23 protein-coding genes are annotated in these 24,431 nt (G+C 65.8%); 18 read left to right on the top strand and 5 right to left on the bottom strand.

Annotated features, from left to right (window positions below; translation table 11 throughout):
• Positions 1 to 53: 53 nt before the first annotated feature.
• The 7 genes from AC07VS_RS09055 (at position 54) to AC07VS_RS09085 (ending at position 6,531) form a co-directional block, all read left to right on the top strand.
• Entirely contained in the window at positions 54 to 1,880 is a 1,827-nt protein-coding gene (locus AC07VS_RS09055; protein ID WP_492345532.1) for an acyl-CoA dehydrogenase, read from the top strand.
• 11 nt (positions 1,881 to 1,891) lie between these two features.
• Positions 1,892 to 2,113, top strand: a complete 222-nt coding sequence (locus tag AC07VS_RS09060) for a hypothetical protein (RefSeq protein ID WP_492345531.1) — start codon at positions 1,892 to 1,894, stop codon at positions 2,111 to 2,113.
• Positions 2,114 to 2,272: 159 nt separating this feature from the next.
• Positions 2,273 to 3,064: an SDR family oxidoreductase gene (locus AC07VS_RS09065; protein WP_494750766.1), complete on the top strand. Its 792-nt coding sequence runs from the start codon at positions 2,273 to 2,275 to the stop codon at positions 3,062 to 3,064.
• 53 nt (positions 3,065 to 3,117) lie between these two features.
• Positions 3,118 to 3,537: a PaaI family thioesterase gene (locus AC07VS_RS09070; RefSeq protein ID WP_494656277.1), complete on the top strand. Its 420-nt coding sequence runs from the start codon at positions 3,118 to 3,120 to the stop codon at positions 3,535 to 3,537.
• A 62-nt stretch (positions 3,538 to 3,599) separates the two neighbouring features.
• Positions 3,600 to 4,616, top strand: coding sequence for an NADP-dependent oxidoreductase (locus AC07VS_RS09075; protein ID WP_494750767.1), 1,017 nt, complete (start codon positions 3,600 to 3,602; stop codon positions 4,614 to 4,616).
• 34 nt (positions 4,617 to 4,650) lie between these two features.
• Positions 4,651 to 5,589, top strand: a complete 939-nt coding sequence (locus tag AC07VS_RS09080) for a glutathione S-transferase family protein (protein ID WP_494750768.1) — start codon at positions 4,651 to 4,653, stop codon at positions 5,587 to 5,589.
• A gap of 36 nt (positions 5,590 to 5,625) precedes the next feature.
• The gene (locus AC07VS_RS09085; RefSeq protein ID WP_492345526.1) at positions 5,626 to 6,531 is read left to right on the top strand and encodes an SDR family oxidoreductase; all 906 of its coding nucleotides are present in this window, start codon (positions 5,626 to 5,628) and stop codon (positions 6,529 to 6,531) included.
• A gap of 9 nt (positions 6,532 to 6,540) precedes the next feature.
• Here the strand turns inward: AC07VS_RS09085 and AC07VS_RS09090 are convergent, their stop codons facing one another.
• Positions 6,541 to 7,962, bottom strand: a complete 1,422-nt coding sequence (locus AC07VS_RS09090; protein WP_492345525.1) for an alanine/glycine:cation symporter family protein — start codon at positions 7,960 to 7,962, stop codon at positions 6,541 to 6,543.
• 177 nt (positions 7,963 to 8,139) lie between these two features.
• Between AC07VS_RS09090 and menA the strand changes: the two genes are divergently transcribed.
• Complete coding sequence (gene menA / locus AC07VS_RS09095; RefSeq protein ID WP_494750769.1) at positions 8,140 to 9,114, top strand: 1,4-dihydroxy-2-naphthoate octaprenyltransferase; 975 nt, start codon at positions 8,140 to 8,142, stop codon at positions 9,112 to 9,114.
• 2 nt (positions 9,115 to 9,116) lie between these two features.
• On the opposite strand, the gene AC07VS_RS09100 is transcribed toward menA, so the two are convergent.
• Positions 9,117 to 9,629, bottom strand: coding sequence for a hypothetical protein (locus AC07VS_RS09100; protein WP_494656125.1), 513 nt, complete (start codon positions 9,627 to 9,629; stop codon positions 9,117 to 9,119).
• Between the two features lie 3 nt (positions 9,630 to 9,632).
• Positions 9,633 to 11,498: a monovalent cation:proton antiporter-2 (CPA2) family protein gene (locus tag AC07VS_RS09105; protein ID WP_494750770.1), complete on the bottom strand. Its 1,866-nt coding sequence runs from the start codon at positions 11,496 to 11,498 to the stop codon at positions 9,633 to 9,635.
• A gap of 155 nt (positions 11,499 to 11,653) precedes the next feature.
• On the opposite strand from AC07VS_RS09105, the gene AC07VS_RS09110 reads away from it, so the two are divergent.
• From AC07VS_RS09110 to AC07VS_RS09125, 4 genes are read left to right on the top strand one after another with little or no spacing between them, the layout of a single operon-like run.
• On the top strand, positions 11,654 to 13,999 hold the full coding sequence (locus AC07VS_RS09110) for a Tex family protein (protein WP_494750771.1): 2,346 nt from the start codon (positions 11,654 to 11,656) through the stop codon (positions 13,997 to 13,999).
• Between the two features lie 37 nt (positions 14,000 to 14,036).
• The gene (locus AC07VS_RS09115; RefSeq protein ID WP_492345520.1) at positions 14,037 to 14,861 is read left to right on the top strand and encodes an HDOD domain-containing protein; all 825 of its coding nucleotides are present in this window, start codon (positions 14,037 to 14,039) and stop codon (positions 14,859 to 14,861) included.
• 30 nt (positions 14,862 to 14,891) lie between these two features.
• Positions 14,892 to 15,965: a patatin-like phospholipase domain-containing protein gene (locus tag AC07VS_RS09120; RefSeq protein WP_494750772.1), complete on the top strand. Its 1,074-nt coding sequence runs from the start codon at positions 14,892 to 14,894 to the stop codon at positions 15,963 to 15,965.
• 59 nt (positions 15,966 to 16,024) lie between these two features.
• Positions 16,025 to 17,095 carry an Rpn family recombination-promoting nuclease/putative transposase gene (locus AC07VS_RS09125; protein WP_494750773.1) on the top strand — a complete coding sequence of 357 codons (1,071 nt, stop codon included), beginning with the start codon at positions 16,025 to 16,027 and terminating at the stop codon, positions 17,093 to 17,095.
• Between the two features lie 6 nt (positions 17,096 to 17,101).
• Here the strand turns inward: AC07VS_RS09125 and gbd are convergent, their stop codons facing one another.
• The gene (gene gbd, locus AC07VS_RS09130; protein WP_494750774.1) at positions 17,102 to 18,238 is read right to left on the bottom strand and encodes a 4-hydroxybutyrate dehydrogenase; all 1,137 of its coding nucleotides are present in this window, start codon (positions 18,236 to 18,238) and stop codon (positions 17,102 to 17,104) included.
• A 195-nt stretch (positions 18,239 to 18,433) separates the two neighbouring features.
• Here gbd and AC07VS_RS09135 point away from each other — a divergent pair, with 195 nt between their 5' ends.
• Entirely contained in the window at positions 18,434 to 19,411 is a 978-nt protein-coding gene (locus AC07VS_RS09135) for an alpha/beta hydrolase (RefSeq protein WP_492345516.1), read from the top strand.
• Positions 19,408 to 20,280: a YbgC/FadM family acyl-CoA thioesterase gene (locus AC07VS_RS09140; RefSeq protein WP_494750775.1), complete on the top strand. Its 873-nt coding sequence runs from the start codon at positions 19,408 to 19,410 to the stop codon at positions 20,278 to 20,280. The genes AC07VS_RS09135 and AC07VS_RS09140 overlap by 4 nt, the downstream gene beginning before the upstream one ends.
• Before the next feature lie 40 nt (positions 20,281 to 20,320).
• On the opposite strand, the gene ygfZ is transcribed toward AC07VS_RS09140, so the two are convergent.
• Positions 20,321 to 21,271 (bottom strand): CAF17-like 4Fe-4S cluster assembly/insertion protein YgfZ, encoded by a 951-nt coding sequence (ygfZ, locus tag AC07VS_RS09145; protein ID WP_494750776.1) that lies wholly within the window; start codon positions 21,269 to 21,271, stop codon positions 20,321 to 20,323.
• A gap of 81 nt (positions 21,272 to 21,352) precedes the next feature.
• Here ygfZ and mltG point away from each other — a divergent pair, with 81 nt between their 5' ends.
• From mltG to AC07VS_RS09165, 4 genes are read left to right on the top strand one after another with little or no spacing between them, the layout of a single operon-like run.
• Entirely contained in the window at positions 21,353 to 22,318 is a 966-nt protein-coding gene (mltG, locus tag AC07VS_RS09150) for an endolytic transglycosylase MltG (protein WP_494656276.1), read from the top strand.
• Positions 22,315 to 22,989 carry a dTMP kinase gene (tmk, locus tag AC07VS_RS09155; RefSeq protein ID WP_494750777.1) on the top strand — a complete coding sequence of 225 codons (675 nt, stop codon included), beginning with the start codon at positions 22,315 to 22,317 and terminating at the stop codon, positions 22,987 to 22,989. The genes mltG and tmk overlap by 4 nt, the downstream gene beginning before the upstream one ends.
• A complete protein-coding gene (locus AC07VS_RS09160; protein ID WP_494750778.1) occupies positions 22,986 to 24,014 on the top strand; it encodes a DNA polymerase III delta subunit-related protein in 1,029 nt (342 codons plus the stop codon). The genes tmk and AC07VS_RS09160 overlap by 4 nt, the downstream gene beginning before the upstream one ends.
• A complete protein-coding gene (locus AC07VS_RS09165; RefSeq protein WP_027474505.1) occupies positions 24,011 to 24,367 on the top strand; it encodes a PilZ domain-containing protein in 357 nt (118 codons plus the stop codon). Before AC07VS_RS09160 ends, AC07VS_RS09165 begins: the two co-directional genes overlap by 4 nt.
• The last annotated feature ends 64 nt before the right edge of the window (positions 24,368 to 24,431 follow it).

Below are 24,431 nucleotides of genomic sequence, written 5' to 3' on the forward strand. Positions count from 1 at the left end.
GCTCTGTTTCTGCTGGCTCCCCCTGATCTCTTCTTACGCACAGAGTCCACGCCATGAGCCTCCGTTCCAGCATCGATTTCCTTCTGTTCCAGTGGCTGCAAGCCGACAACCTGAACCAGCGTGAGCGCTTCGCGGACCACAGCCGCGATACCTTCGATGCCGTGCTGGACACCTGCGAGCGCATCGCTCGCGAAAAGTACGCCCCCTTCAACCGTCTGGTGGACACCCAGGAGCCCCATTTCGACGGTGAGAAGGTGACCTTGCCCCAGGCCACCCATGATGCCCAGAAGGCCTATGCCGAATCCGGCATGCTGAGTGCTGCGCAGGATTACGACTGGGGTGGCATGCAATTGCCCTACACGGTTGAAGCCGCCGCCAACGCTTTTTTCGGTTGCGCCTCGGTCAGCATCGGCTCGGGCATGCTCACCACCGGCAATGCCAACCTGCTGATGGCCCACGGCAGTGAGCTGCAGAAGCAGGTTTTCGCCAAGAACGAGTTTGCTGGCCGCTGGTCGGGCACCATGTGCCTGTCCGAGCCGCAGGCCGGCTCCAGCCTCAGCGATGTGGCCACCCGTGCCGTGCCCGATGGGGAGGGCGCCGAGGCTGATCCGTTGGGCCCGCGCTTCCGCCTCAAGGGCAACAAGATGTGGATCTCGGCCGGCGAACACGAGTTGACCGAGAACATCATTCACCTGGTGCTGGCCAAGATCCCGGGTCCCGATGGCAAGACCATTCCGGGCGTGAAGGGCATCTCGCTGTTCATCGTGCCCAAGAAGCTGGTCGACACCGAAGGCCGTCTGACGGGCGAGCGCAATGACGTCGTCCTCGCGGGTCTGAACCACAAACTGGGTTGGCGGGGCACCACCAACACCTTGCTCAACTTTGGCGAAGGCAAGTTCCAGCCAGGCGGGCAGGGCGGGGCCGTGGGCTACCTGGTAGGTCGCCCGGGCGAAGGCCTGAAATGCATGTTCCACATGATGAACGAGGCCCGCATCGGCGTGGGCATGGCCGCCACCATGCTGGGCATGGCGGGTTATCTGGCCTCGCTGGACTACGCCCGCAACCGGCCCCAGGGCCGCCCCATGGGCGTGGGTGGCAAGGACGCCGCTCAGCCGCAGATCCGCATCATCGAGCATGCTGACGTCAAGCGCATGCTGCTGGCCCAGAAGTCGTACTGCGAAGGCGCGCTGGCTCTGGAGCTGTACTGCGCCCGTCTGGTCGACGAACAACACACCGGCGCCCCTGAGGCCGCTGACGATGCGCGCCTGTTGCTGGAGGTGCTCACCCCGATCGCCAAGAGCTGGCCCAGCGAGTGGTGCCTGGAGGCCAATTCGCTGGCCATCCAGGTGCATGGGGGCTACGGTTACACCCGTGACTTTCCGGTGGAGCAGTATTGGCGTGACAACCGCCTGAACATGATTCATGAAGGCACCCACGGCATCCAGGCCATGGATCTGCTGGGCCGCAAGGTGCTGATGGAGAACGGCCGGGGCCTGCAGTTGCTGGCGGCCCGCATCAACAACACCATCGAGCGTGCGCTGCAGCAGCCCGAACTGGCCGCCCATGCCAATGCGCTGGGTGGTGCCCTGCAACAGGTCGGTGCGGCCACCAAGGCGGCCTGGGCCACTGGCGTGCCTACCGACGCCTTGGCCAATGCAGTGCCCTACTTGCAGGCCTTTGGTCACACGGTGCTGGCCTGGATCTGGCTGGACGTGGCGCTGGCTGTGCAGGCCGGTGGCCCCCGTGACGCCACGGCACAGGGACGTCTGGCAGCAGCGCGCTTCTTTTTCCATTACGAATTGCCCAAGATCGGGGCCTGGCTGCGGGTGGTTGAAACGCGTGACCAGACCTGCGCCGAGCTGCCTGAAGACGCTTTCTGAGGTCTTGCCCCGTGGCCCTGTTGCGTGTCAGCCCCCGCTTGTTGTTGCGCCTGCAGCAGCTCGTGTGGTGGCTGATCTACGGCGGGCTGCTGAGCGTGGTGCTGGGCCTGGCCACCGAGCGGGTCGCGCCGGGGCAGGGGGAGCGTCTGCTGGTCTGGGGTGGTCTGGCGACCGCTGCTGGCGTTCTGCTGATCTTTGTGCGCGCCGCCCTGCAAGCCCGTGAGGACCGCTGAGAGCCTGAAGTCAGCCTGAAGGTATCGCCGCCGAGACAGGTGGCGCCGCCTGGAATGCCCAGAATCCTTCTCATTCCATTTGATTCCGTTCCGTTCTTTTGACCCCGGCATGAGCCTGGCCAGCGCCGGGTTCGCCATCCAACAGCAGGAGACATTCCCATGACACGCAACGTGCAACAACTTTTTGACCTTCAAGGCCGCACCGCCCTGGTGACCGGCGGCTCACGTGGACTGGGCCTGCAAATGGCCCATGCCCTGGGCGAGGCCGGTGCCCGTATGGTGCTGAGTTCGCGCAAGGCCGAAGACCTGGAAGAGTCGGCCGCCGAACTCAAGGCCGCCGGCATCGACGCCAGCTGGATTGCAGCCGACTGTGCCCGTGAGGACGACATCCGCCGTCTGGCCGACGAGTCCATCTCCCGTCTGGGCCACATCGACATCCTGGTGAACAACGCCGGCGCCGCCTGGGGCTCGCCTGCCGAAGACCACCCGGTGGAAGCCTGGGACAAGGTCATGAACCTCAACGTGCGGGGCTATTTCATCCTCAGCCAGCATGTGGCCAAACACAGCATGATCGCCCGCAAGAAGGGCAGCATCATCAACCTGGCCTCGATCGCAGGCCTGGGCGGCAACCCCAAGGGCATGAACACCATCGCCTACAACACCTCCAAGGGCGCGGTGATCAACTTCACCCGCACCCTGGCCGCGGAATGGGGCCAGCACAACATCCGTGTCAACGCGATCTGCCCGGGCTTCTTCCCGAGCAAGATGACCGTGGGCACCCTCAAGGCCCTGGGCGAGGAACGTCTGGCCGCCCACGCACCGCTGGGCCGTCTCGGCGATGACGAAGATCTCAAAGGCCTGTGCCTGCTGTACGCCTCGGACGCGGGCAAGCACATCACCGGCCAGTGGCTGGCGGTGGATGGCGGTACCTCGATCGTGACAGCAGGCTGAAAATGCCCCGAACGGGGCGCACACTCGCGCTCTGAATCCCCATGGACCTTTTTATGAGCTTTGGCGTCGAAATTCCTTTTGTCACCCTGCTGGGGTTTGAACTCACCCGCTTCGAAGGCGGGCATTCCGAGATCGTGTACGAGCCCCGGCCTGAGCACATGAACTCGTTTCAGGTGGCGCATGGCGGCTCGATCATGACCTTGCTGGACGTCACCATGGCCACGGCGGCGCGCAGCGTGGCCCCCGATCTGGGGGTGGTGACGATCGAGATGAAGACCAGCTTCATGCGCCCGGGGACCGGGCGCCTGACCGGCAAGGGGCGGTTGATGCACCGCACCCGCAGCATGGCCTTCACCGAAGCCACGATCTACAACGAAGCCGGGGAGGCCTGCGCCCATTCGACCGGCACTTTCAAGTACGTGAAACGCACCGAAACGCCGGGCCAGGGCCCTGCCGCCGTGTCCACGGACTGATGTCCCCACGCCCCCTGAACACCCACCCAAGGCCGAATGATCGGCCTGACCAGGAGAAACCCATGCCCCAGAACAAGCAGATCGTGCTCGACAACCGCCCTCAGGGCGAGGCCACCGTCGACAATTTCAAACTCGTGGTGACCGACACCGCCCCCTTGCAGGAAGGTCAGGTGCTGGTTCAACACCATTACCTCAGCCTTGACCCCTACATGCGTGGCCGCATGAACGACGGCAAGAGCTATGCCCAGCCCCAACCCCTGGGCCAGGTGATGATCGGTGGCACCGTGGGCGAGGTGCTGGAAAGCCGCCACGCGCGCTACGCCGTGGGCGACAAGGTGGTGGGCATGGGGGGCTGGCAGCAATACAGCGTGGTCGATGCGTCCACGCCGGGCACCCTGCGCAAGGTGGACACCACCCATGTGCCGCTGTCCCACTACCTGGGCGCGGTCGGCATGCCCGGCGTGACAGCCTGGTATGGCCTGGTCAAGATCATCAATCCCAAGGCCGGTGAGACCGTGGTGGTCAGTGCCGCCACCGGCGCGGTGGGCAGTACCTATGCCGCGGTGGCCAAGGCGCGCGGTTGTCGCGTGGTGGGCATTGCCGGTGGCCCCGAGAAATGCGCCTACGCGGTGAACGAACTGGGCTTTGACGCCTGCATCGACTACAAGACCCACCCCGATGTCAAAAGCCTGTCGCAGGCCCTCAAGGAGGCCTGCCCCAACGGCATCGACGGCTACTTTGAAAACGTGGGCGGCTACATCCTCGATGCGGTGCTGCTGCGCACCAATGCCTTTGCCCGCGTCGCGGTGTGCGGCATGATCGCCGGCTACGACGGCAAGCCGTTGCCGCTGGCCAACCCGGCCCTGATCCTGATCAACCGCCTCAAGGTTGAGGGCTTCATCGTGGGTGAGCACATGGAAGTGTGGCCCGAGGCCCTGGCCGAACTGGGGAGCCTGGTGGCCAGCGGCAAGCTGCGCCCGCGTGAAAGCGTGGCCCAGGGCATCGAGTCGGCGCCCGACGCCTTCCTGGGCCTGCTCAAGGGCAAGAACTTCGGCAAGCAACTGGTCAAGGTGATCTGAGGCGCCCGCGCCCCCCAACCCCACGGAGCCCGCCATGCACGACCTGATCCTCCACCATTACCCCACGTCGCCGTTCTCGGAAAAAATCCGCCTTATCCTGGGCTACAAGCAACTGGCCTGGAAGTCGGTGATCATCCCCTCGATCATGCCCAAGCCCGACGTGCTGGCCTTGACCGGGGGCTACCGCAAGACCCCGTTCCTGCAAATCGGTGCCGACATCTACTGTGATACGGCCTTGATCTGCGACGTGTTGGAGCACCGCCAGCCCAGCCCCACGCTGTACCCTGACCACCAAAAGGGTGTGGCCCGGGTGCTGGCCCAGTGGGCCGACACCACCTTGTTCTGGGCCGCCATGGCCTACAACCTCAGCCCCAAGGGTGCGGCCGCCATGTTCGCCGGCGCGCCGCCCGAGGTGGCCAAGGCCTTTGCCGCCGACCGGGGCGCCATGTCCACCGGCATGACCCGTTTGCGCCCTGGCGATGCCACGGCCGCCTACAAAAGCTACCTGCGCCGCCTGGCCAACATGCTCGAAGACCACCCCTTCCTGCTGGGCGATGCGCCCACGGTGGCCGACTTTGCGGCCTACCATCCGCTGTGGTTCAGCCGGGTGCGCAACCCGGTCATGGGCGACATCCTGCAGGCCACGCCGGGCGTCCTGGGGTGGATGGATCGGCTGGCCGCGCTGGGGCACGGCCGCCTCGACAAGTTCGACTCGGCCGATGCCATCGCCGTGGCCGCGGCCAGCCAGCCGGTGGCTCTGGGCGACGAGCCCTTCCAGGATGAGCATGGCATTGCCCTGGGCAGCCGCGTGAGCATTGCCGCGGAAGCCTTTGGCACCGAGACCACCGAGGGCGAGCTGGTGGCCGCCACGCGCATGCACTACACCCTGCGGCGCACCGACGAGCACGCCGGCACCGTGCATGTCCATTTCCCGCGCATCGGCTACGTGCTGCGCGCGCTCGACGCGGCCTGAGCGCCTCCGCAACCCGTTCAATCAAGGAGACAAAGAATGATCAAGGATTTCAAGAACACCACCGCCGTGCTCACCGGGGCCGGCTCGGGCTTCGGCCTCGAATGCGCCCGCATTGGCGCCCGTCTGGGCATGAACCTGGTGCTGGTGGATGTGCAACAGGATGCCCTGGACAAGGCCCAGGCCGAACTCGAAGCTGCCGGCGCCCAGGTGCTGGCCCGCCGCGTCGACGTGGCCAAGGCCGACCAGATGGAGGCCTTGGCCACGGCGGTCAAGGAGCGCTTCGGCGCGCCGCACTTCGTTTTCAACAACGCGGGCGTGGGCGCCGGCGGGCTGGTGTGGGAGAACTCGGTCAAAGACTGGGAATGGGTGCTGGGTGTCAACGTCTGGGGTGTGATCCATGGCGTGCGCCTGTTCACGCCCATGATGTTGGAGGCCGCGGCCAAAGACCCGGCCTACCGGGGCCACATCGTCAACACCGCCAGCATGGCCGGCCTGCTGACCCCACCCAACATGGGCATCTACAACGTCAGCAAGCATGCCGTGGTGAGCCTGACTGAAACCCTGTACCAGGATTTGCGCCTGGTCAGCGATCAGATCAGTGCCAGCGTGCTGTGCCCCTTCTTCGTGCCCACCGGCATCAACCAGAGCCACCGCAACCAACCTGCTGAACTGCGTGACCAGAAGCCCACCAAGAGCCAACTGATCGGCCAGGCCATGAGCGACAAGGCGGTGGGCTCGGGCAAGGTGACGGCTGCCCAGGTCGCCCAGAAGGTGTTCGACGCCATCAGCGCCGATCAGTTCTACATCTTCAGCCACCCGCACGCCCTGGGCTCGGTGCAGACCCGCCTCGAAGACGTGGTGCAGGGCCGCAACCCCACCGATCCGTTCTCCCACAAGCCAGAACTGGGCGAGCAGCTCAAGGCCGCGCTGCGCGCCGCCTGAGCCGTTGCTTCAAGGCCGCCAGACGCCTTGGGCCGCCGTGCTGCGGCCCTGATCTGGCAGCACGCCGGCCCGGAACGTCGGTGCCGTGCTGCTGGTGGCGATCTGGCGGCGGTAATCGGCCCACGCTGCAAATGCGTAGCGACGCAGCCTGAAGATTGCCACCAGGTTGATCAACGCCATCACCCCCATGGCCACATCGGCCATGTCCCAGACCAGGGGCACGCTGGCCACGGCACCAAACATCACCATGCACAGCACCAACACCCGGAAAGCCATCACCAGGGGCTTGCTGCTGCGCAGAAATTCGACATTGCCCTCGGCATAGGCGTAGTTGCCGATGATGGAGGTGTAGGCGAAGAAGAACACCGCCACCGCCATGAAGGCCTGGCCTGCGCTGCCGATGTGGGCCTGCACTGCGGCCTGGGTCAGGGCGGCACCTTTGAGTGCCCCGCCTGGTACGAACTGGTCTGACAACAGAATGATCAGCGCGGTGGCCGTGCAGATCACGATGGTGTCCACAAACACACCCACCATCTGCAACAGGCCTTGCGACACTGGATGCTGCACCGTGGCGGTGGCCGCCGCATTGGGGGCGCTGCCCATGCCGGCTTCGTTCGAGAAAAGGCCTCGTTTGACGCCAAATTGCAGGGCCTGGGCCACGCCGTAGCCCATCAGGCCGCTGGCGGCCTCCTGCAGGCCAAAGGCGCTGCGAAAAATCAGTGCGAAAACACCGGGCACGCGGTCAAAGTTCACCACCAGGGCATACAGCGCCACCAGCAGGTAGCCCAGGGCCATGATGGGCACCAGCCATTGAGCGATGCGGCCGATGCGGCGAAGGCCGCCAAAGATGGACAAGGCACTGAGGGCCACCAGGGCAATCCCGATGCCGGCCTTGTCCCAGCCATAGGCGGTGTGCAGCACGTCGACGATCGAATTGGCCTGCACGGCGTTGAAGACCAGGCCGAAGGCCACAATCAGGGCCAGCGCGAAGGCCATGCCCCAGCGCCGTGAGCCCAGCCCGTGCTGAATGTAATAGGCTGGCCCGCCGCGGAAGCTGCCGTCCGGGTGACGCTGCTTGTAGATCTGAGCCAGCGTGGACTCTGTGAAGGCCGACGCCATGCCGAGCAGACAGGTCAGCCACATCCAGAAAATGGCCCCCGGCCCCCCCAGGGCGATGGCGGTGGCAACGCCGGCAATGTTGCCTGTGCCTACCCGGCTGGCCAGGCCGGTGGCGAACGCTTGCAATGGCGTGATGCCGCTGCTGCCACCATCCCGGCGCAAGGCGTCCAGACTGTGGCCCAGTCCGCGCAGTTGCACCGCGCCGGTGCCCAGGGTCAATACCAGGCCGACGCCGAGCAGGGCGTAAATCAGCACATGGCTCCACAGAAGGTGGTTGAGCGGGTCGATCACAAGGCGAAGGGCGGCTTCCACAAAGACTCCTTGACGGCGGGTGGGTGGGTTGGCGGTGGGCGATTTTGGGCAGTGGTAGGGGGGTGCACGGCTGTCCGGCCTGGTGGCTTGGTAAGCAAATGCGTTGGCGCCGTCACGGCTTCCCCAGTCGGGCGCGGCTGGCAGAATCGGTTGTTTCGTCCTGTAGCAACCGATGCCGTGAACAAATCCCCCTTGCAATCTGCCCCGTCGGCTCCGGCCGAACCGCCCAGAGGCCGCTGGCAGACCTGGAAAGCCTGGCAGGTGGCCGTGCGCCCACGCAGTCTGTGGGTCGCGCTGGCCCCGGTGCTGGTGGGGGCCGCGCTGGGGTGGCACCGTACCGGTGCGCTGGATGCCTGGGCCGCAGCGGCCGCAGTGGTGGCGGCCTTGTTGATGCAAATCATCACCAACCTGCAAAACGATGTCGGCTACACCCGGCGCGGTGCGCACCAGTCGCCCACCGCCACCGGCTTGCCGCGGGCCACGGCGCTGGGCTGGATCGCAGTGCGCCAAATGCAGTGGGTGGTGGCCGCTCTGGCCTTGCTGGCCACGGCATTCGGTTTGGGGCTGGTGCTGCTCAAAGGTTGGCCGGTGTTGGTGATCGGCAGTGCGTCGTTGCTGGCGGCGCTGGCCTACATGGGCGGGCCGCGGCCGATTGCCTACACGCCATTTGGCGAGCTGACCGTGCTGGTGTTTTTCGGGCTGGTGGCTGTGCTGGGCAGCGAATGGCTGTTGACGGGCGGATTCGACGCCCCCAGCGTGCTGGCCGCGCTCTGCATGGGGGGGCTGGCCGCATCGGCACTGGCCATCAACAATCTGCGCGATCTGGCCCACGATGAACGGGTGGGGCGCCGCACCCTGGCCGTGTGCCTGGGGGCTGCCCATGCACGGCGGGCCCATGCGCTGATGCTGACCGGCACATTCGCACTGTTGCTGCCCCTGGCTTGGCTGGCGGGGTCATCCTTGTGTCTGTTGCCCATCCTGCTCTGGCCCCGGGCACAGCGCCTTCTGCGGGCCTTGCGGCGTGCATCCCACGCCGACGACTACAGCGCGCTGCTGATCGAGACCTTCCGGTTCGAGATGCAGTTTGCCGTCTTGCTGGCGGCGGGGCTGGTGCTCAGCGGGCTGGTGCGGGGCTGGTTGCCGCAGGGCTAGGTTCAACCGCGCCAGGCCTGCCACCAGGCGCGCACCTGGCCCACCACCCGGGTCTTGAGGGCGCGGGCCGCCTGCCAGGGCGCGCTGTTGCGCACATAAGCCAGCAGCCGGTCTTTCCAGGCTTTCCAGCGAGGGTACCAGCGGGCAAACCAGGCCAGTTGCATCAGGGCCGGCTGGGTCAGGTGGAACAGGCGTGCCAACACCGCGGTGCCCAGCAGCTTGGCGCCCAGCAGCAGCACCAGGCCCAGCGCCGCGTGGCCCTGGCTGAATAGCCACAGGGCGCCCAGCTTCACGGGCAGCAGGGCCAGGGCCGGGACCGCGAACATCAACAGGGCGGCCCAAGGGGGCAGTGCGCGGATGCGGCGCTCCAGCCAGGCCAGCACCGGCAGCCGGGCGATCCATCCGACCAGGGCTGACAGGGTGTCCCAACCCCATTCTTCGAACACCAGCAGCAAAGCCAGCGTGCCCAGCAGCAGGGTCTTGATGAAGCGCAGCAGCGCCTTGAACAGGTCCATGGTTCAGCTCCGGCCTGGGGTCGGTGCCGGTTCCGCCACCGCGTCGCCATGGATCACCGCTTCGGCCGCCGTGTTCAGGGCCTGGCCTTCGCGCTGCGGCGTGGTCAGCGGGGTGGGGGCCCAGCGGTTGCCATGCAGCAGCGCCAGGGCCGCCTTGGCTTCGCCATTGAGTTGCATTTGCAGGCGTTCCGAGTCGCGCCGGCGGATGTCCTCGCCCACGGCGGCGGCGTCCGACGCTTCAACCCCCAGTTGGCGCAAGGCCTCCAGGCTGAAGGCCATGGCACTTTCAAAGGTTTCGCGCATCTGGAAATCCACGCCATGGTGCATCAGTTCGATGGCGTGCTGGCGATCAAAGGCCCGGGCCAGCACCGGGGTCAGGGGGAAGCTCTGTTTGATCAATTCGACAATGCGCGTGGTGGCGGCCTTGTCGTCCACGCACACCAGGACTGCGCGCGCAGTGCCGGCGCCACTGGCTTGCAAGACGTCCAGCCGGGTGCCGTCACCGTAATACACATTGAAGCCGAACTGGGCCGCGGCCCGGATCATGTCGGTGTCGCGGTCGATGATGGCGATCTCGATGCCGCGGGCGAGCAGGTTCTGGCAGGCAATCTGGCCAAAACGACCGAAGCCGATCACCAGCACGCTGGGGGCCAGTTCGGCTGCGGCGTCCACGGACTGGATGCCGCGCAGGTCGGGCGGGGCAGGGCGGGCCGCCAGGGTTCGGCGCACGGCGGCCAACAACAGAGGACTCAGGGCCATGGACAAGATCACTGCCGCATTCAGCACGGCATTCATCTCGGCCTCGATCAGGCCCGCATGGGCGGCCGTGGCGTACAGCACAAAGGCGAACTCGCCACCTTCGGCCATCATGGCCGCGCGCAGCACAGAGTCACGCCGGTTGCAACGGGTCAGGCGGGCCACGGTGTACACCCCCAGGCCCTTGAGCAGCATGTAGCCCACCACGCCCGCCAGCAGCTTGGGCCAGCCCTGCAAGACCAGCGGCAGGTCGAGCGACATGCCCACGCCCATGAAAAACAGGCCCAGCAGCAAGCCCCGGAAGGGTTCGATGTCGGCCTCCAACTGATGCCGAAAAGTCGATTCGGACAGCATCACACCGGCGGCGAAGGCGCCCAAGGCCATCGACAGCCCGCCCCACTGCATGGCCAGGGCAGCGCCCAAGACCACCAGGAGAGCGGCCGCGGTCATCACTTCGCGGGCGCGCACCTTGCTCAACAGGCTGAACAAGGGGTTGAGCAACCAGCGGCTGACCGTCACCAGGCCCAGGATGGCGCTGAGCGCCACGCCCATGGTGACCCAGCGCGACACGGGCTCCTGGTCGGCCGGTGCAGGGGCCAGAAAGGCCACGATGGCCAACAGTGGCACGATGGAAAGGTCTTCCATCAGCAAAATCGACACGATGCGCTGCCCGGGCGGGCTGGAAGATTCACCGCGCTCGTCCAGCACCTGCATCACGATGGCCGTGCTGGACAGCACAAACCCCATGGCGGCGACAAAGGCCACTGGCCAGGCCAGCCCCAGCAGGTGGCCCAGGGTGGTGAGCAACGTGGCGCAGGTCAGCACCTGCATCAAGCCCAGACCGAAAATCTGGCGGCGCAGCTTCCACAGCCGGCTCGGCTGGGTGTCCAGGCCGATCACGAACAGGAACATCACCACCCCCAGCTCGGCCACATGAAGAATGGTCTGGGACTCACTGAAAACGGCCATGCCGAAGGGCCCCACGGCCAGGCCCGCGGCCAGGTAGCCCAGCACCGAGCCCAGCCCCAGTCGCTTGAAAAGCGGCACGGCCAGCACCCCGGCGCCCAGCAGCACCACGGTTTTCAAAAGATCACTGCCTTGCTCGATGGCCATCGCTTCACTCCATGTTGCCGGGCAGTTTAGCGGCTGCCGTCTGTCGGCTGCGATGCGGCAAAGTTTCACACCCGAGCCAGCTCATTTGGACGCCAGGGGCAGGGCGCTGTGGCACACTCGCCGGCTTCGGATTCGACCGTGACGCTGCGAGAGACATGCAAAAGATCATTCGGCAATTGGCCGCTGAAATCAGGGTGAACGAGGCGCAGGTGCGCGCTGCTGTAGACCTGCTGGATGGGGGCGCGACCGTGCCCTTCATTGCCCGCTACCGCAAGGAAGTGACCCAGGGCCTGGACGACATCCAACTGCGTGAGCTGGAAGCCCGCCTGGCCTACCTGCGCGAGTTGGAAGACCGCCGCGAGGCCATCCTGAAGAGCATTGCCGAGCAAGGCAAGCTGACCGATGCCCTGCGCGCGGCCATCGATGCGGCCCCCACCAAGCAGGAACTCGAAGACCTGTACTTGCCCTACAAGCAAAAACGCCGCACCAAGGGCCAGATTGCCCGCGAAGCCGGCATTGAACCCCTGGCCGATCTCCTGTTTGCCGAGCCGACCCGTGTGCCGGCGGACGAGGCCCAGGCCTATGTCAAAACCGCCAAGGGCGAAGACGGCAGTGATTTCACCACCACCGGGGCCGTGCTGGACGGCGTGCGCGACATTTTGTCCGAGCGGTGGGCCGAGGACGCCGCCCTGGTGCAAAACCTGCGCGAGTGGCTTTGGAATGAAGGTCTGCTGAAAAGCAGCAAGATCGAGGGCAAGGACGAAAACCACCCCGATGTGGCCAAGTTCCGCGACTATTTCGACTACGACGAACCCATTGGCCGGGTGCCATCGCACCGCGCCCTGGCGGTGTTTCGCGGCCGAACACTCGAGATTCTGGAGGCCAAACTGGTGTTGCCGGTGCCCCCGGAACCGGGACAGCCCTCAGTGGCAGAAGGGCGCATTGCCCTGCACCTGGGCTGGAGCCATGCAGGCCGACCGGCCGACGACCTGCTTCGAAAGTGCGTGGCCTGGACCTGGCGCGTCAAGCTGAGCCTGTCCACCGAGCGGGATCTGTTCTCGCGCCTGCGTGAAGAGGCCGAAAAGGTGGCGATCAAGGTGTTTGCCGACAACCTGCGCGACCTGTTGCTGGCGGCGCCCGCCGGTCCGCGTGTGGTGATGGGCCTGGACCCAGGCATCCGTACCGGTGTCAAGGTGGCCGTGGTCGATGCCACCGGCAAGCTGGTGGACACCAGCACCGTGTTCCCGCATGAGCCACGCCGCGACTGGGACGGTTCGCTGCACACCTTGGGCCGCCTGTGTGAAAAGCACGGCGTGAACCTGATTGCCATCGGCAATGGCACGGCCAGCCGCGAAACCGACAAGTTGGCCGCCGACCTGATCAAGCTGCTGGCCAAGATCGACCGTCACGTGGAGAAGGTGGTGGTCAGCGAGGCGGGTGCCTCGGTGTACTCGGCCAGCGAATTCGCCTCGCAAGAGATGCCCGATGTGGACGTGAGCCTGCGTGGTGCTGCCAGCATCGCGCGCCGCTTGCAGGACCCGCTGGCCGAACTGGTCAAGATCGACCCCAAGAGCATTGGCGTGGGCCAGTACCAGCACGATGTGAACCAGAGTGAACTGGCTCGCACGCTCGAAGCGGTGGTGGAGGACTGCGTGAACTCGGTGGGGGTGGATCTGAACACCGCCAGCGTGCCCCTGCTGTCGCGGGTGTCGGGCCTGAGCGCCGCCGTGGCCAAGGCGGTGGTGCGTTGGCGCGAGGCCAATGGCGCCTTTGCCAGCCGCCAGCAGTTGCTCAGCGTGAGCGGCCTCGGGGCCAAGACCTTCGAGCTGAGCGCGGGTTTTCTGCGCATCCGCGGTGGCGAGAACCCCTTGGACATGACCGGTGTGCACCCCGAAACCTACCCTGTGGTGGAGCAGATCATGGCCAAGACCGGCAAGCCTGTGGCCGAACTGATGGGCCGTGCCGACATGCTCAAGACCCTGAAGCCAGAGCTGTTTGCCAACGAGAAGTTCGGCGTCATCACGGTCAAGGATATCCTGGGCGAACTGGAGAAGCCGGGGCGCGACCCGCGGCCCGATTTCAAGGTGGCCCGTTTCAACGAAGGGGTTGAAGACATCAAGGACCTGCGTGAAGGCATGGTTCTGGAAGGCACCGTCAGCAATGTGGCCCAGTTTGGCGCCTTCATTGACCTGGGGGTGCATCAGGACGGTCTGGTGCACGTGAGCCAACTCAGCCACAAGTTCGTCAACGATGCGCGCGAAGTCATCAAGACCGGTGACATCGTCAAGGTGAAGGTGATGGAGGTGGATGTGGAGCGCAAGCGCATCGGCCTGTCCATGAAGCTCGACGCCGCACCGGCGCGCCGCGACGGTCCGCGCGACAACCGCTTTGAAGGGGCTGGGCGCCAGCACCAGGGCGGCGGGCAGCGGCGCCAAAACGACGCGGCAACCCCATCTGCCATGGCTTCTGCATTTGCCAAGCTGCAAAACCGCTCGCGCTGACGATAATCGGAAACAATCAGTTTCAAAATCAATTTCCATGGAGCTTGACGCCCTTCTGGCCTCTGAAATCGCCCTGCCCAGCATTCCGCGGGTGGTGGCCTTGCTCATGCTGGAATTGGACAAGGACGAGTCGGACCTGCGTCGCATCACGCAACTGATCAGCACCGACCCGGCCTTGACAGCCCGCTTGCTGCAATTGGCCAACTCGGCCTTCTTTCATCTGGAGCGGCGAGTCAACGGCGTGGCCGAGGCCCTGGCCGTGCTGGGCCTGAACCATGTTCGGACCCTGGTGTCCGCGGCAGCGGTGGGCGGCGCCTTCCGCGGCGTGGCGGGCATCAACCTGCAGCAGTTCTGGCGCTACAGCCTGGACACGGCCAAGGTGTCCCGCATTCTGGCCGGCGTGGTGCGGCAGAACCCCAGCGCGGCCTTCACCTCGGGCTTGCTGCATGCGGTCGGCGAACTCGCCATGCACATGGGCATGCCGCGTGACATGGCGCTGCTCAACATGGAGCACGGGCCATTGGATCTCAAGCGGGCGCGCAGCGAGCGCAAGAAGCTGGGCTTCTGTTACGCCCAGGTGAGTGCCGGATTTGCCCGCAAATGGCAGTTTCCGGCGGCCATCGTCGATGCGCTCGAGTACCAGGTTGCCCCGTTCGAGAACGAGGTCTATGAGCCACTGGCGGGTGTGATCCACCTGGCTTCCTGGCGCACCCGCGCCAAGGAAGCGGGATTCACCGACCGCGAACTGGCGGTGAGCTTTCCGGACACCGTGGGCCTGGCGCTGGAGCTCGACATCGACATGGTGCTGCAGCAGGATCCGATCGACTGGACCACCCCCCAGGAAGTGGGCGCCTTTGTCTGAACCCGGACCCCACCAGCCGCGCATGCCCCGATGAGAGCGCTACGTCTTTATGCCGGGCCCCAGGCCCGCGCCCAATTGCAGGCCCACGGGCTGCAGCCTCAGCACATTCGCGTGGTGCCCGCGGCAGCCGGCGGCCCCAAGGGGTTGGTGCTGGGGCCGCTGGACCGTTTCCTGTTCGGCGAATGGCTGCCGCGCTCAAGCCAGCCCATCGATCTGGTGGGGGCCTCGATTGGGGCGTGGCGCATGGCCACGGCGTGCCTGGACGATCCCGTTCAGGCCTTTGCCCGGCTTGAACATGACTACATCGCCCAACGCTATGAACTGGCGCCAGGCCAGAAGCGCCCCAGCGCCGAGCATGTGAGCGAGCGATTTGCCGACAATTTGAAATTGTTTTTTGGCGGTCGCGAACATGAAGTGCTGGAACACCCACGCTACCGACTGCATGTGATTGCCTCGCGCGGCCGGCACGTGCTGGCCCAGGAGCATGGTCTGGCCACGCCCCTGGGGTATCTGGGCGCATTTCTGAGCAACACCGTGCAGCGCCGTGCCATGGGGGCCTGGCTGGAGCGGGTCGTGTTTTCGGCCCGGCATGCCGCCTTGCCCTTCAGCACCCGTGATTACCGCAGCCGCCAGGTGGCCCTCACACCGGCCAATTTCATGGACGCCGTGCAGGCCAGTTGTTCCATCCCCTTTGTGCTGCGCTCGGTCAGCGGTATCGCCGGCGCCCCACCAGGGGCCTACTGGGATGGCGGCATCACCGACTACCACATGCACCTGGATTACCGAAGCCCCGCCCCGGGCGTGGTGCTGTATCCGCATTTTCAGCAGGCCGTGGTGCCCGGCTGGCTCGACAAGGCCCTGAAGTGGCGCCACCGTGCCAGCGCCTTTCTGGACCCGATGCTGGTGCTGGCCCCCGACCCGGCCTGGGTGCAGACCCTGCCCAACGCCAAACTGCCCGACCGCAAGGACTTCACCCACTATGGCAATGACCATGCTGGCCGTGCAGTCGCCTGGACTCGGGCCGTGCAGGCCAGCCAGCAACTGGCCGACGAGTTCGCCGAGTGGCTGCATGCCCCGGACATGGGTCGGGTCGAGGCCCTCTGAACGGCTCCTCCGGACTGGGCTGCTACCCGCTGTCAGGCTGACAGCGCAGTCTGGCGGCCATGCAACTGGCCCTTGTGCGATCCGCGGCAGCATGGGCGATGCCCACGCACCACGACAACGACTACAAGCTGCTGTTCTCCCACCCCGAGATGGTGCGCGACCTGCTGCTCGGTTTCGTGCCCGGCGACTGGGTGCAGGCGGCCAGGTTCGAGACGCTGGAGCGGGTCAATGCCAGCTACGTGAGCGAATCGGACAAGCAGCGCCACGACGACATGGTCTGGCGGTTACTGGTGGGGCCGCGCTGGATCTGGGTTTATCTGCTGATGGAGTTTCAAAGCCAGCCCGACGAATGGATGGCGGTGCGCATGATGGTCTATGTGGGCCTGCTGGCCCAGCATCTGATCAAGGAAGGGCAGTTGGAGCAAGGCAGGCTGCCGCCCTTGCTGCCTTTGGTCCTTTACAAAGGACATCGCTCCTGGTCTGCGGCTCAGGATGTGGCTGACTGTTTCGCCCCTGGCATACCTGCGCTGGAACCCTACAGACCGCGCTTGCTGTATCACCTGATCGATGAAGCCAGATTGAAGCTATCCCAGTCTGACGAAGTTCGGAACGTGACCGAAGCCTTGTTCAAGTTGGAGCACAGCACCAATCGGTCCGACATCGCCAGGCTGGCGTACGCGATGGGTCAGGCGCTCCAGGCACCCGAGCATCAGAAATTGAGAAGAACCCTCAATGTCTGGCTCCGTCGCCTGATACGGCGCAAAATGCCGGACATCGTCGCCGACGAACTCGATCAAATCCACGACCTTCTGAAAGGCCCGACCATGCTCGAAGAAACCCTGGAACGCCTTTACAACGAAGCCATTGAAAAAGGACTGTCCAAAGGGCATTCACAAGGATTGTCTCAAGGACTGACACAGGGTCTCTCACAAGGACTTTCACAAGGGCTTTCACAAGGCATCGCCATGATGCTGACTCGAGTGATAGAGCAGCGCTTCACCCCCGTGCCCGCCTGGGTCTACCAGCGGCTTCAGAGTGCATCGGTGGAGCATTTGGAAGCGTGGTCCGAGCACATGTTCAGCGCACCCACCCTGGAGGCTTTGCTGAATGAACCCAGCACCAGGCTTTGACAGGGCTCACATTGAGGCTTCCAGCATCTCGCGGTATTCCTCGGGGCTGGCGATGCGCGGGTTGGTCTTGTGGCAATGGTCGGCCAAGGCACCCTTGATCACATCGTCGAACTGATCCCGCGTGACGCCCATGGCGGCCAGGCCGGTGGGCAGGCCCAAGCGGGCGTTCATGTCGCGGATGGCGTCCGGGATGTCTCCGCCCGAGCGCAGGCCCATCGCGTGGGCCATGCGGTCCAGCCGGCGCTCACGCTGCACCGATTCGGCGCTGGCGTTGAAGCGCACCACCGCGGGCAGGAACATGGCGTTCAGCGTGCCATGGTGCAGGCGGGGATTCACGCCCCCCAGGCTGTGACTCAGGCTGTGCACACAGCCCAGGCCTTTCTGGAAGGCCATCGCACCTTGCATCGAGGCGCTCATCAGTTGCAGGCGCGCCTCGCGATCCTGCCCATTGCGGGTGGCACGCTCAATGTGGGCCCAGCCACGCTCCAGGCCGTCCAGGCCGATGCCGTCAGCTGGCGGGTTGAAGGCCGCCGACATGAAGGTCTCCATGCAGTGCGCGATGGCATCCATGCCGGTGGCCGCCGTGAGGCCCGGGGGCAGGCCCAGGGTGAGTTCCGGGTCGCAGATGGCTGCCCGCGGCACCAGGTGCCAGGAATGGAAGCCCAACTTGCGGTGGTCATCCACGATGATGATGGCGCCACGCGCCACCTCGCTGCCGGTGCCGCTGGTGGTGGGCACTGCGATCAAGGGGGCGGTGCGCTCGGTGATGCGGGGTGAGCCCCCTTCGATGGTGGCGTAGGTGGTCAGCGGGCCTTCGTGCGTGGCCGCGATCGCGATGCCCTTGGCGCAGTCGATGGCCGAGCCACCGCCCACCGCAATCAGCCCATCGCAGCCCTGAGATTTGTACAGTTCGACGGCGGCCCGCACGGCGGCCTCGGTGGGGTTGGAGGGGGTCTGGTCAAACACGGTCAGGCTAAGGCCCGGCAGGGCATCCAGGGCCTTTTGCAGCACGCCCGCGGCGCGCACCCCGGCGTCGGTGACGATCAGGGGGCGCTGGATGCCTACGCGCTCGCATTCGGCCGCCAGCAGGCGCACGGCGCCAAACTCGAACTGGATCTGGGTGACGTAGTTGATGAAGGCCATGAAGCGAAAATAAAGTGTCAGACGGGTTGAGGGGACACCGGTCGCCGATCGGACCAAGCGCCACGTTGTACGATGCGCAACTGACTTTACCGGCTGAAGCCTGGCCTGACCAGACGTTCAAACCCCAGGCAGATCACCCCGGCGGTCACTCAGGTGACAAGGCCCGGTGCTGACAGCCGCAACGATCCGAGACCGATGTCTTCCAGCACTTTTTCCCAAGCCCACCGGCTGACCCCTGCGATGCAAGGCGTGATCGACCGCATGCTCAAGGCCAGGCGTCCACCCTTACACTCATTGTCCCCACGGCAGGCGCGCGCCGCCTATGCAGCCGGGGCCGATGTGCTTGAAATCAGCCGCCCTGAATTGGCCGAGGTGCGTGAGCTGACAATACCGGCCCGCGATGGGGTCGCCCTGCCAGCCCGCCTTTACCGGCCCACCCTGCACACAGGGCTGCCTGTGTTGCTGTACCTGCATGGCGGTGGTTTCATGATCGGCAGCATCGCCACCCATGACATCCTGTGCCGCAGCCTGGCCCTGCGATCGGGTTGTGCCGTGGTGTCGCTCGATTACCGGCTGGCCCCGGAGCACCGGTTTCCGACGGCCTTCAACGATGGCTGGGATGCCTTGCGCTGGCTGCATGGCCAAGGCCCCGGTCTGGGACTGGATTCATCAAGGCTGGCCGTGGGGGGCGACAGCGCTGGCGGCACCCTGGCTGCCGCCTTGGCGGTGCAGGCTGCGTTGGAAAGCCTGCCACTGGCCCTGCAACTGCTGTTCTACCCTGGCACCACGGCTTACCAGGACACCGTGTCGCACCAGCGCTTTGCCCATGGCCTGGTGCTGGAGGCGTCCCACATCCAGTGGTTTTTCGATCAGTATGTGCCCTCCCGTCAGGAGCGCGAGGATTGGCGCTTCGCCCCCTTGCTGGCCCCCGACACCGAGCAGCTTGCACCGGCGTGGTTGGGGCTGGCCGAGTTCGATCCACTGGTGGACGAGGGCATTGCCTATGCCGACAAGCTGCGTCTGGCCGGCCATGCGGTGGACCTGGAGATCTACCGCGGCGTGACCCACGAATTCATCAAGATGGGCCGCGCCATCCCTGAAGCCCTGCAAGCCCACCAACATGCGGCAGAGGCCATGCGCGCTGCCCTGAATCCCCCCACGGAGTCCCCATGAGCACCCCAGCGCCACAATGCAGCGATTTCCGATTCTTTCACCGCCTGCGCGTGCGCTGGGTGGAAGTGGACATGCAGAAAATCGTCTTCAATGGCCATTACGCGATGTACCTGGACACCGCCATGGGTGACTACTGGCGCGAGCTGGCCTTGCCTTACGAGGCCTCGATGCAGGCGCTGGGCGGTGAGCTTTACGTGAAGCGTCTGACGCTGGAGTACCACGCCTCGGCGCACTACGACGACGTGCTCGAGGTCGGCCTGAGCTGCCGACGCATTGGCAATTCGTCGATTGAACTGGTGGGCGCCATTTTCCGGGGCGATCAGTTGCTGGTGTCTGGCGAGCTGTTGTATGTGTTCGCTGATCCGGCCACCCAGACCTCGCGTCGCGTGCCGGATGCTTTGCGAAGCCTGCTGCTGGACCACGCCGCAGGCCAGCCGGTATTCGAGGTGCGCCGCGGTGACTGGACCACGCTGGGGGCCGATGCGGCCCGCGTGCGCACCGAGGTGTTTGTCCAGGAGCAAGCCATTCCCCTGGACGAGGAATGGGACGAGGCCGATGCCACCGCCCTGCACGCGGTGGTCTACAACCGCCTCGACCAGGCCCTGGCCACCGGCCGTTTGCTGGTGCATGCGCCCGGTGTGGCCCGCATTGGCCGCATGGCGGTTTTGCGGGCCATGCGGGGCTCGGGTTTGGGCGCAGACGTGTTGCGCACCCTGATGGAGGCCGCCCGTGAGCGGGGCGACCGCGAGGTGCTGCTGCACGCCCAGACCAGCGCCCGCGGGTTTTACGAAAAACTGGGCTTTGAGCCCCGTGGCGACGTGTTCTACGAAGTGGATATCCCGCACATTGAAATGGTGCGGGGCCTTTGATCCAAGACGCCGATCTGAAGACGCGAATCCGGTCCGTGGATCAGATGTCGGCCAGCAGCGGGTAGGGCAGGGGCTGCACCACCAGGGCGGGGCCATCCGGTGCGCCCAGGTGCAAGGTGGTACCGGCGGCACTGGCCGTCACCTGCACCACGGCCAGCAGATCGACCCCGCCGGTGGGGGACACGGCGGCCTGAACCACCACACCGCTGGGCTGATCGGCCGCATCATCTGGCAGAAACACCTCCTGGCCGGGGCTGGGGGCCTGCTCAAGACTGGCCAGACCTGCTCCGTGGGCCAGGCAGGTGCGGCGCTTCAGCGTGCCCCTGAACTGGCTGCGTGCCACCACCTCCTGCCCGGGGTAGCAGCCTTTCTTGAAGCTCACGCCGCCCACCGACTCGTGGTTCAGCATCTGGGGCACAAAGCTGTCGGTCTGCGAGGCACCGGGTGTCGGCACGGCGGCCAACACCTCCGACCAGGCCCAGAGCGACTCGGACAGGGCCGGCGCGGTGGACTCACTGCCGCTTGCCGGGCCCACCCACAGCGCGCGTGCCACACCGGCTGCCGGATACAGCGCAATGGCATGCCCCGCAGCGCAGGGGGAGGCCGTCCAGGGCGGGGTCCCTGCGGGCAGGGCGGCCAAGGCGGCTTCGCCGGCCAGGCCCCGCACGCTCAATTCGGCACTGGCATCGTCGAGCTTGACCTTGGCTCGCAGCACAAACATGGACAGGCGCTTCAGGCTGGATGCCAGCAAGGCCTGGGGGCATACCAGCCAAACTTCGGCGGCGCTCAGGCGCAGCAGCACAAAACTGGCCAGCAGGCGCCCCTTGGCCGAGCAATAGCCGGCCAGGCGGGCCTGCCCGTCTGGCAAAAGCAGCACATCCTGGGTCAGTTGACCGTGCAGGAACGAAGCAGCATCGTCGCCGCGGGCGCGAATCACGCCCAGCGTCGACAAGGGCGCCACACCGTGAAGCAGCGCCTGGGGAGAATTCATGGCTTGTGTCATGCGTGAATTATCATCCCCCGTCAAAAACTTGTTCGTGATGGGGCCTGGGCTGTGCGCGCTTTGCTGGTGATGTTGGTGTTGGTGGCAGCAGCCCTGGGCGGCGCCGTGTTCTGGTGGCTGGATGCGCCCTTGCGCCTGGCTGCGCCCACGATCGACCTCTCGATCGAACCTGGCACCTCGCCGCGTGCCCTGGCGCAGGACGTGCAGGATGCGGGTGTGGAGGTGAATCCCCTGTTCCTGTATGCGTGGTTCCGCTTTTCAGGCCAGGCCCGTGGCATCAAGGCCGGCAGCTATGAGCTTGACGCGACCATCACGCCCAGGCGCCTGCTGAGCAAGCTGGTGCGAGGTGAAGAGGCCCTGCGTGCCGTCACCCTGGTCGAGGGGTGGAACTGGCGCCAGGTACGCCAGGCCCTGGCACGGGCCGATCAACTCAAAGGCGACAGCACCGAGCTCGATGATGCCGCCATCATGGCGCGTCTGGGTCGCCCCGGGACGGTGCCCGAGGGCCGCTTCTACCCCGACACCTACACCTACTCCAAGGGCAGCAGCGATCTGGCTGTGTTGCAACGGGCGCTGCGGGCCATGGACAAGAAACTGGAGGCTGCCTGGCAGGCCCGTGACCCGAACCTGCCCCTGAAGTCGCCCGACGAGGCCCTGGTCCTGGCCAGCATCGTCGAAAAAGAAACCGGGCGCGGCAGCGACCGCCCGCTGATTGCCAGCGTGTTCGTCAATCGCCTTCGCACCGGCATGCTGCTGCAGACCGACCCCACGGTCATCTATGGGATGGGCGAACGTTTTGATGGCAACCTGCGCAAACGCGACCTGCTCACCGACACGCCCTGGAACACCTACACCCGCCCCGGCCTGCCGCCCACCCCGATCGCCATGCCCGGCCGGGGGGCCTTGCTGGCCGCCGTGCACCCCGCCGAGAGCCGTTCACTGTACTTTGTCGCACGTGGCGACGGCAGCAGCCACTTCAGTGCCACCCTTGACGAGCACAATCGGGCCGTCAACCAATTCCAGCGTCGACCATGACCCCACCCACTCCCGGCTTGTTCATCAGTTTCGAAGGCATCGACGGTGCCGGCAAGACCACCCACATCGAGGGGGTGGTGGCGGCCTTTCGTGCCCAGGGGCGGGTGGTGTGTCAGACCCGCGAGCCTGGCGGGACGCCCCTGGCCGAGAAACTGCGCGCCCTGGTGCTGAACGACGCCATGGACCCCCTGACCGAAGCCTTGCTGATTTTTGCCGCTCGACGTGACCACCTGCAACAGGTCATCGAACCCGCCCTGGCCCGCGGAGAGGTGGTGGTGTGTGACCGCTTCACCGACGCGACTTTTGCCTACCAGGGCGGTGGCAGGGGCTTCGATCTGGACACCCTGGCCCAGCTCGAGCGCATGGTGCAAGGCCGCTCTGGTGGCAGCCTGCGGCAGCCGGACCTCACGATCTGGTTTGATCTCGACCCCGAGGTGGCGGCCGCCCGACTGGCCGACGCCCGTGTGCCCGATCGTTTCGAGTCTCAACCCGTGGCCTTCTTCGGCCAGGTGGCAGCGGGCTACGCGGCACGCGCCGCCGCAGCGCCTGGCCGTTTTGAACGCATCGATGCGGCTCAGAGCCGACACCAGGTCTGGCAGCAGATCACCCGGGTGCTGGTGCGCAAGGGCTGGCTGGCCATCATGGTGGCCGCCCATGGAGGTCCGCAATGAGTGAAGAGCGCGAGGCCCGCCCGCCCCTGGCGCCCTGGTTGCAACGGCAGCTTGACAGCCTGTTGAGCCAGCGCGGTCACGCCTGGCTGCTGCAAGGCCCCTCGGGCCTGGGTCAGTACCCGCTGGGCCTCGCCCTGGTCGAGGCCTGGTTGTGTGATGCACCCACACCGCATGGCGCCTGCGGCCACTGTGCCAGTTGCCACGCCGTGCGCGTGCGCACCCACCCTGATTTGATGGTGCTGATGCCCGAAACAGCACTGCTGGCCTTGGGCTGGCCCTTGTCGGAGAAAGCGCAGTCTGAAATTGACGACAAGAAGCGCAAGGCCAGCCGCGAGATCCGTGTCGAGGCGATGCGCGAGGCGGTGCAGTTTGCCCAGCGCACCTCATCGCGGGGGCGTGGCAAGGCCGTGCTGGTGTACCCGGCCGAGGACATGAACCACATCACGGCCAATGCGCTGCTCAAAACCCTGGAAGAACCCCCGGGCGATGTGCGCTTTGTGCTGGCCAGTGAAGCGGCCCACCAGTTGCTGCCCACCATCCGCAGCCGTTGCCTGACCCACTCACTGGTCTGGCCAGGTGCTGACGAGGCCGGCCATTGGCTGGCGGGGCAGGGCTTGCCGGCTGCCGCCGCCGCGGCGTTGCTGCGCGCGGCCGGCGGACGCCCCGAAGACGCGCTGATGCTGGCCGCTGAGGGGCTGACCCCCGAGTCCTGGGCGCAATTGCCCCGTGCGTTGCTGCGGGGTGACCCCGGCGTGTTGGCCCACTGGCCCGCCGCACGCAACATCCAGAGCCTGCAGAAGGTCTGCCATGACCTGCTGGCCATGGCCTCCGGCGCGGCACCGCGTTACTTCATGGCCAGCGAACTGCCGCGTCCACCGGCCCACAAGGTGCTGCTGCGCTGGTCGCGCAACCTCAGCGAGGCGGCTCGAACGGCAGATCACCCGTATAACCCAGGTTTGATGTTGGAAGCGCTTGTGAGCGAGGCGCAAATCGCCCTAAACTCGGCCACAGAGTCCACGCCATGAACAGTCCCAGTACCCCGCGCCCCAGTGTTGTGCAGCTCGCCATCAAGGAGAAGGGGGCCTTGTATGCCGCCTACATTCCCTTGTTTGCCGAAGGGGGCATGTTCATTCCGACCGCGCGCGACTACCGCCTGGGCGACGATGTCTACGTGCTCTTGTCCCTGCCGGACGACCCGCAGCGTTACCCGATTGCCGGTCGTGTGGCCTGGGTCACGCCACCGCGCGCAGCTGGCAACCGCACCCAGGGGGTGGGTATCCAGTTTCCGCGTGATGAGAAATCCCGCTTGCTCAAGATCAAGATCGAGGAGATGCTGGGCAGCCACCTGGCCTCCGAGCGGCCCACCCAGACCATCTGAAATCTGCCGGCCGCCGTACCTGAAGGGCCGGATCTCCCCCTGTTTGAATGACGCCCGCCCTGTC

It is taken from the genome of Curvibacter sp. GW821-FHT01G03 (assembly GCF_059422285.1).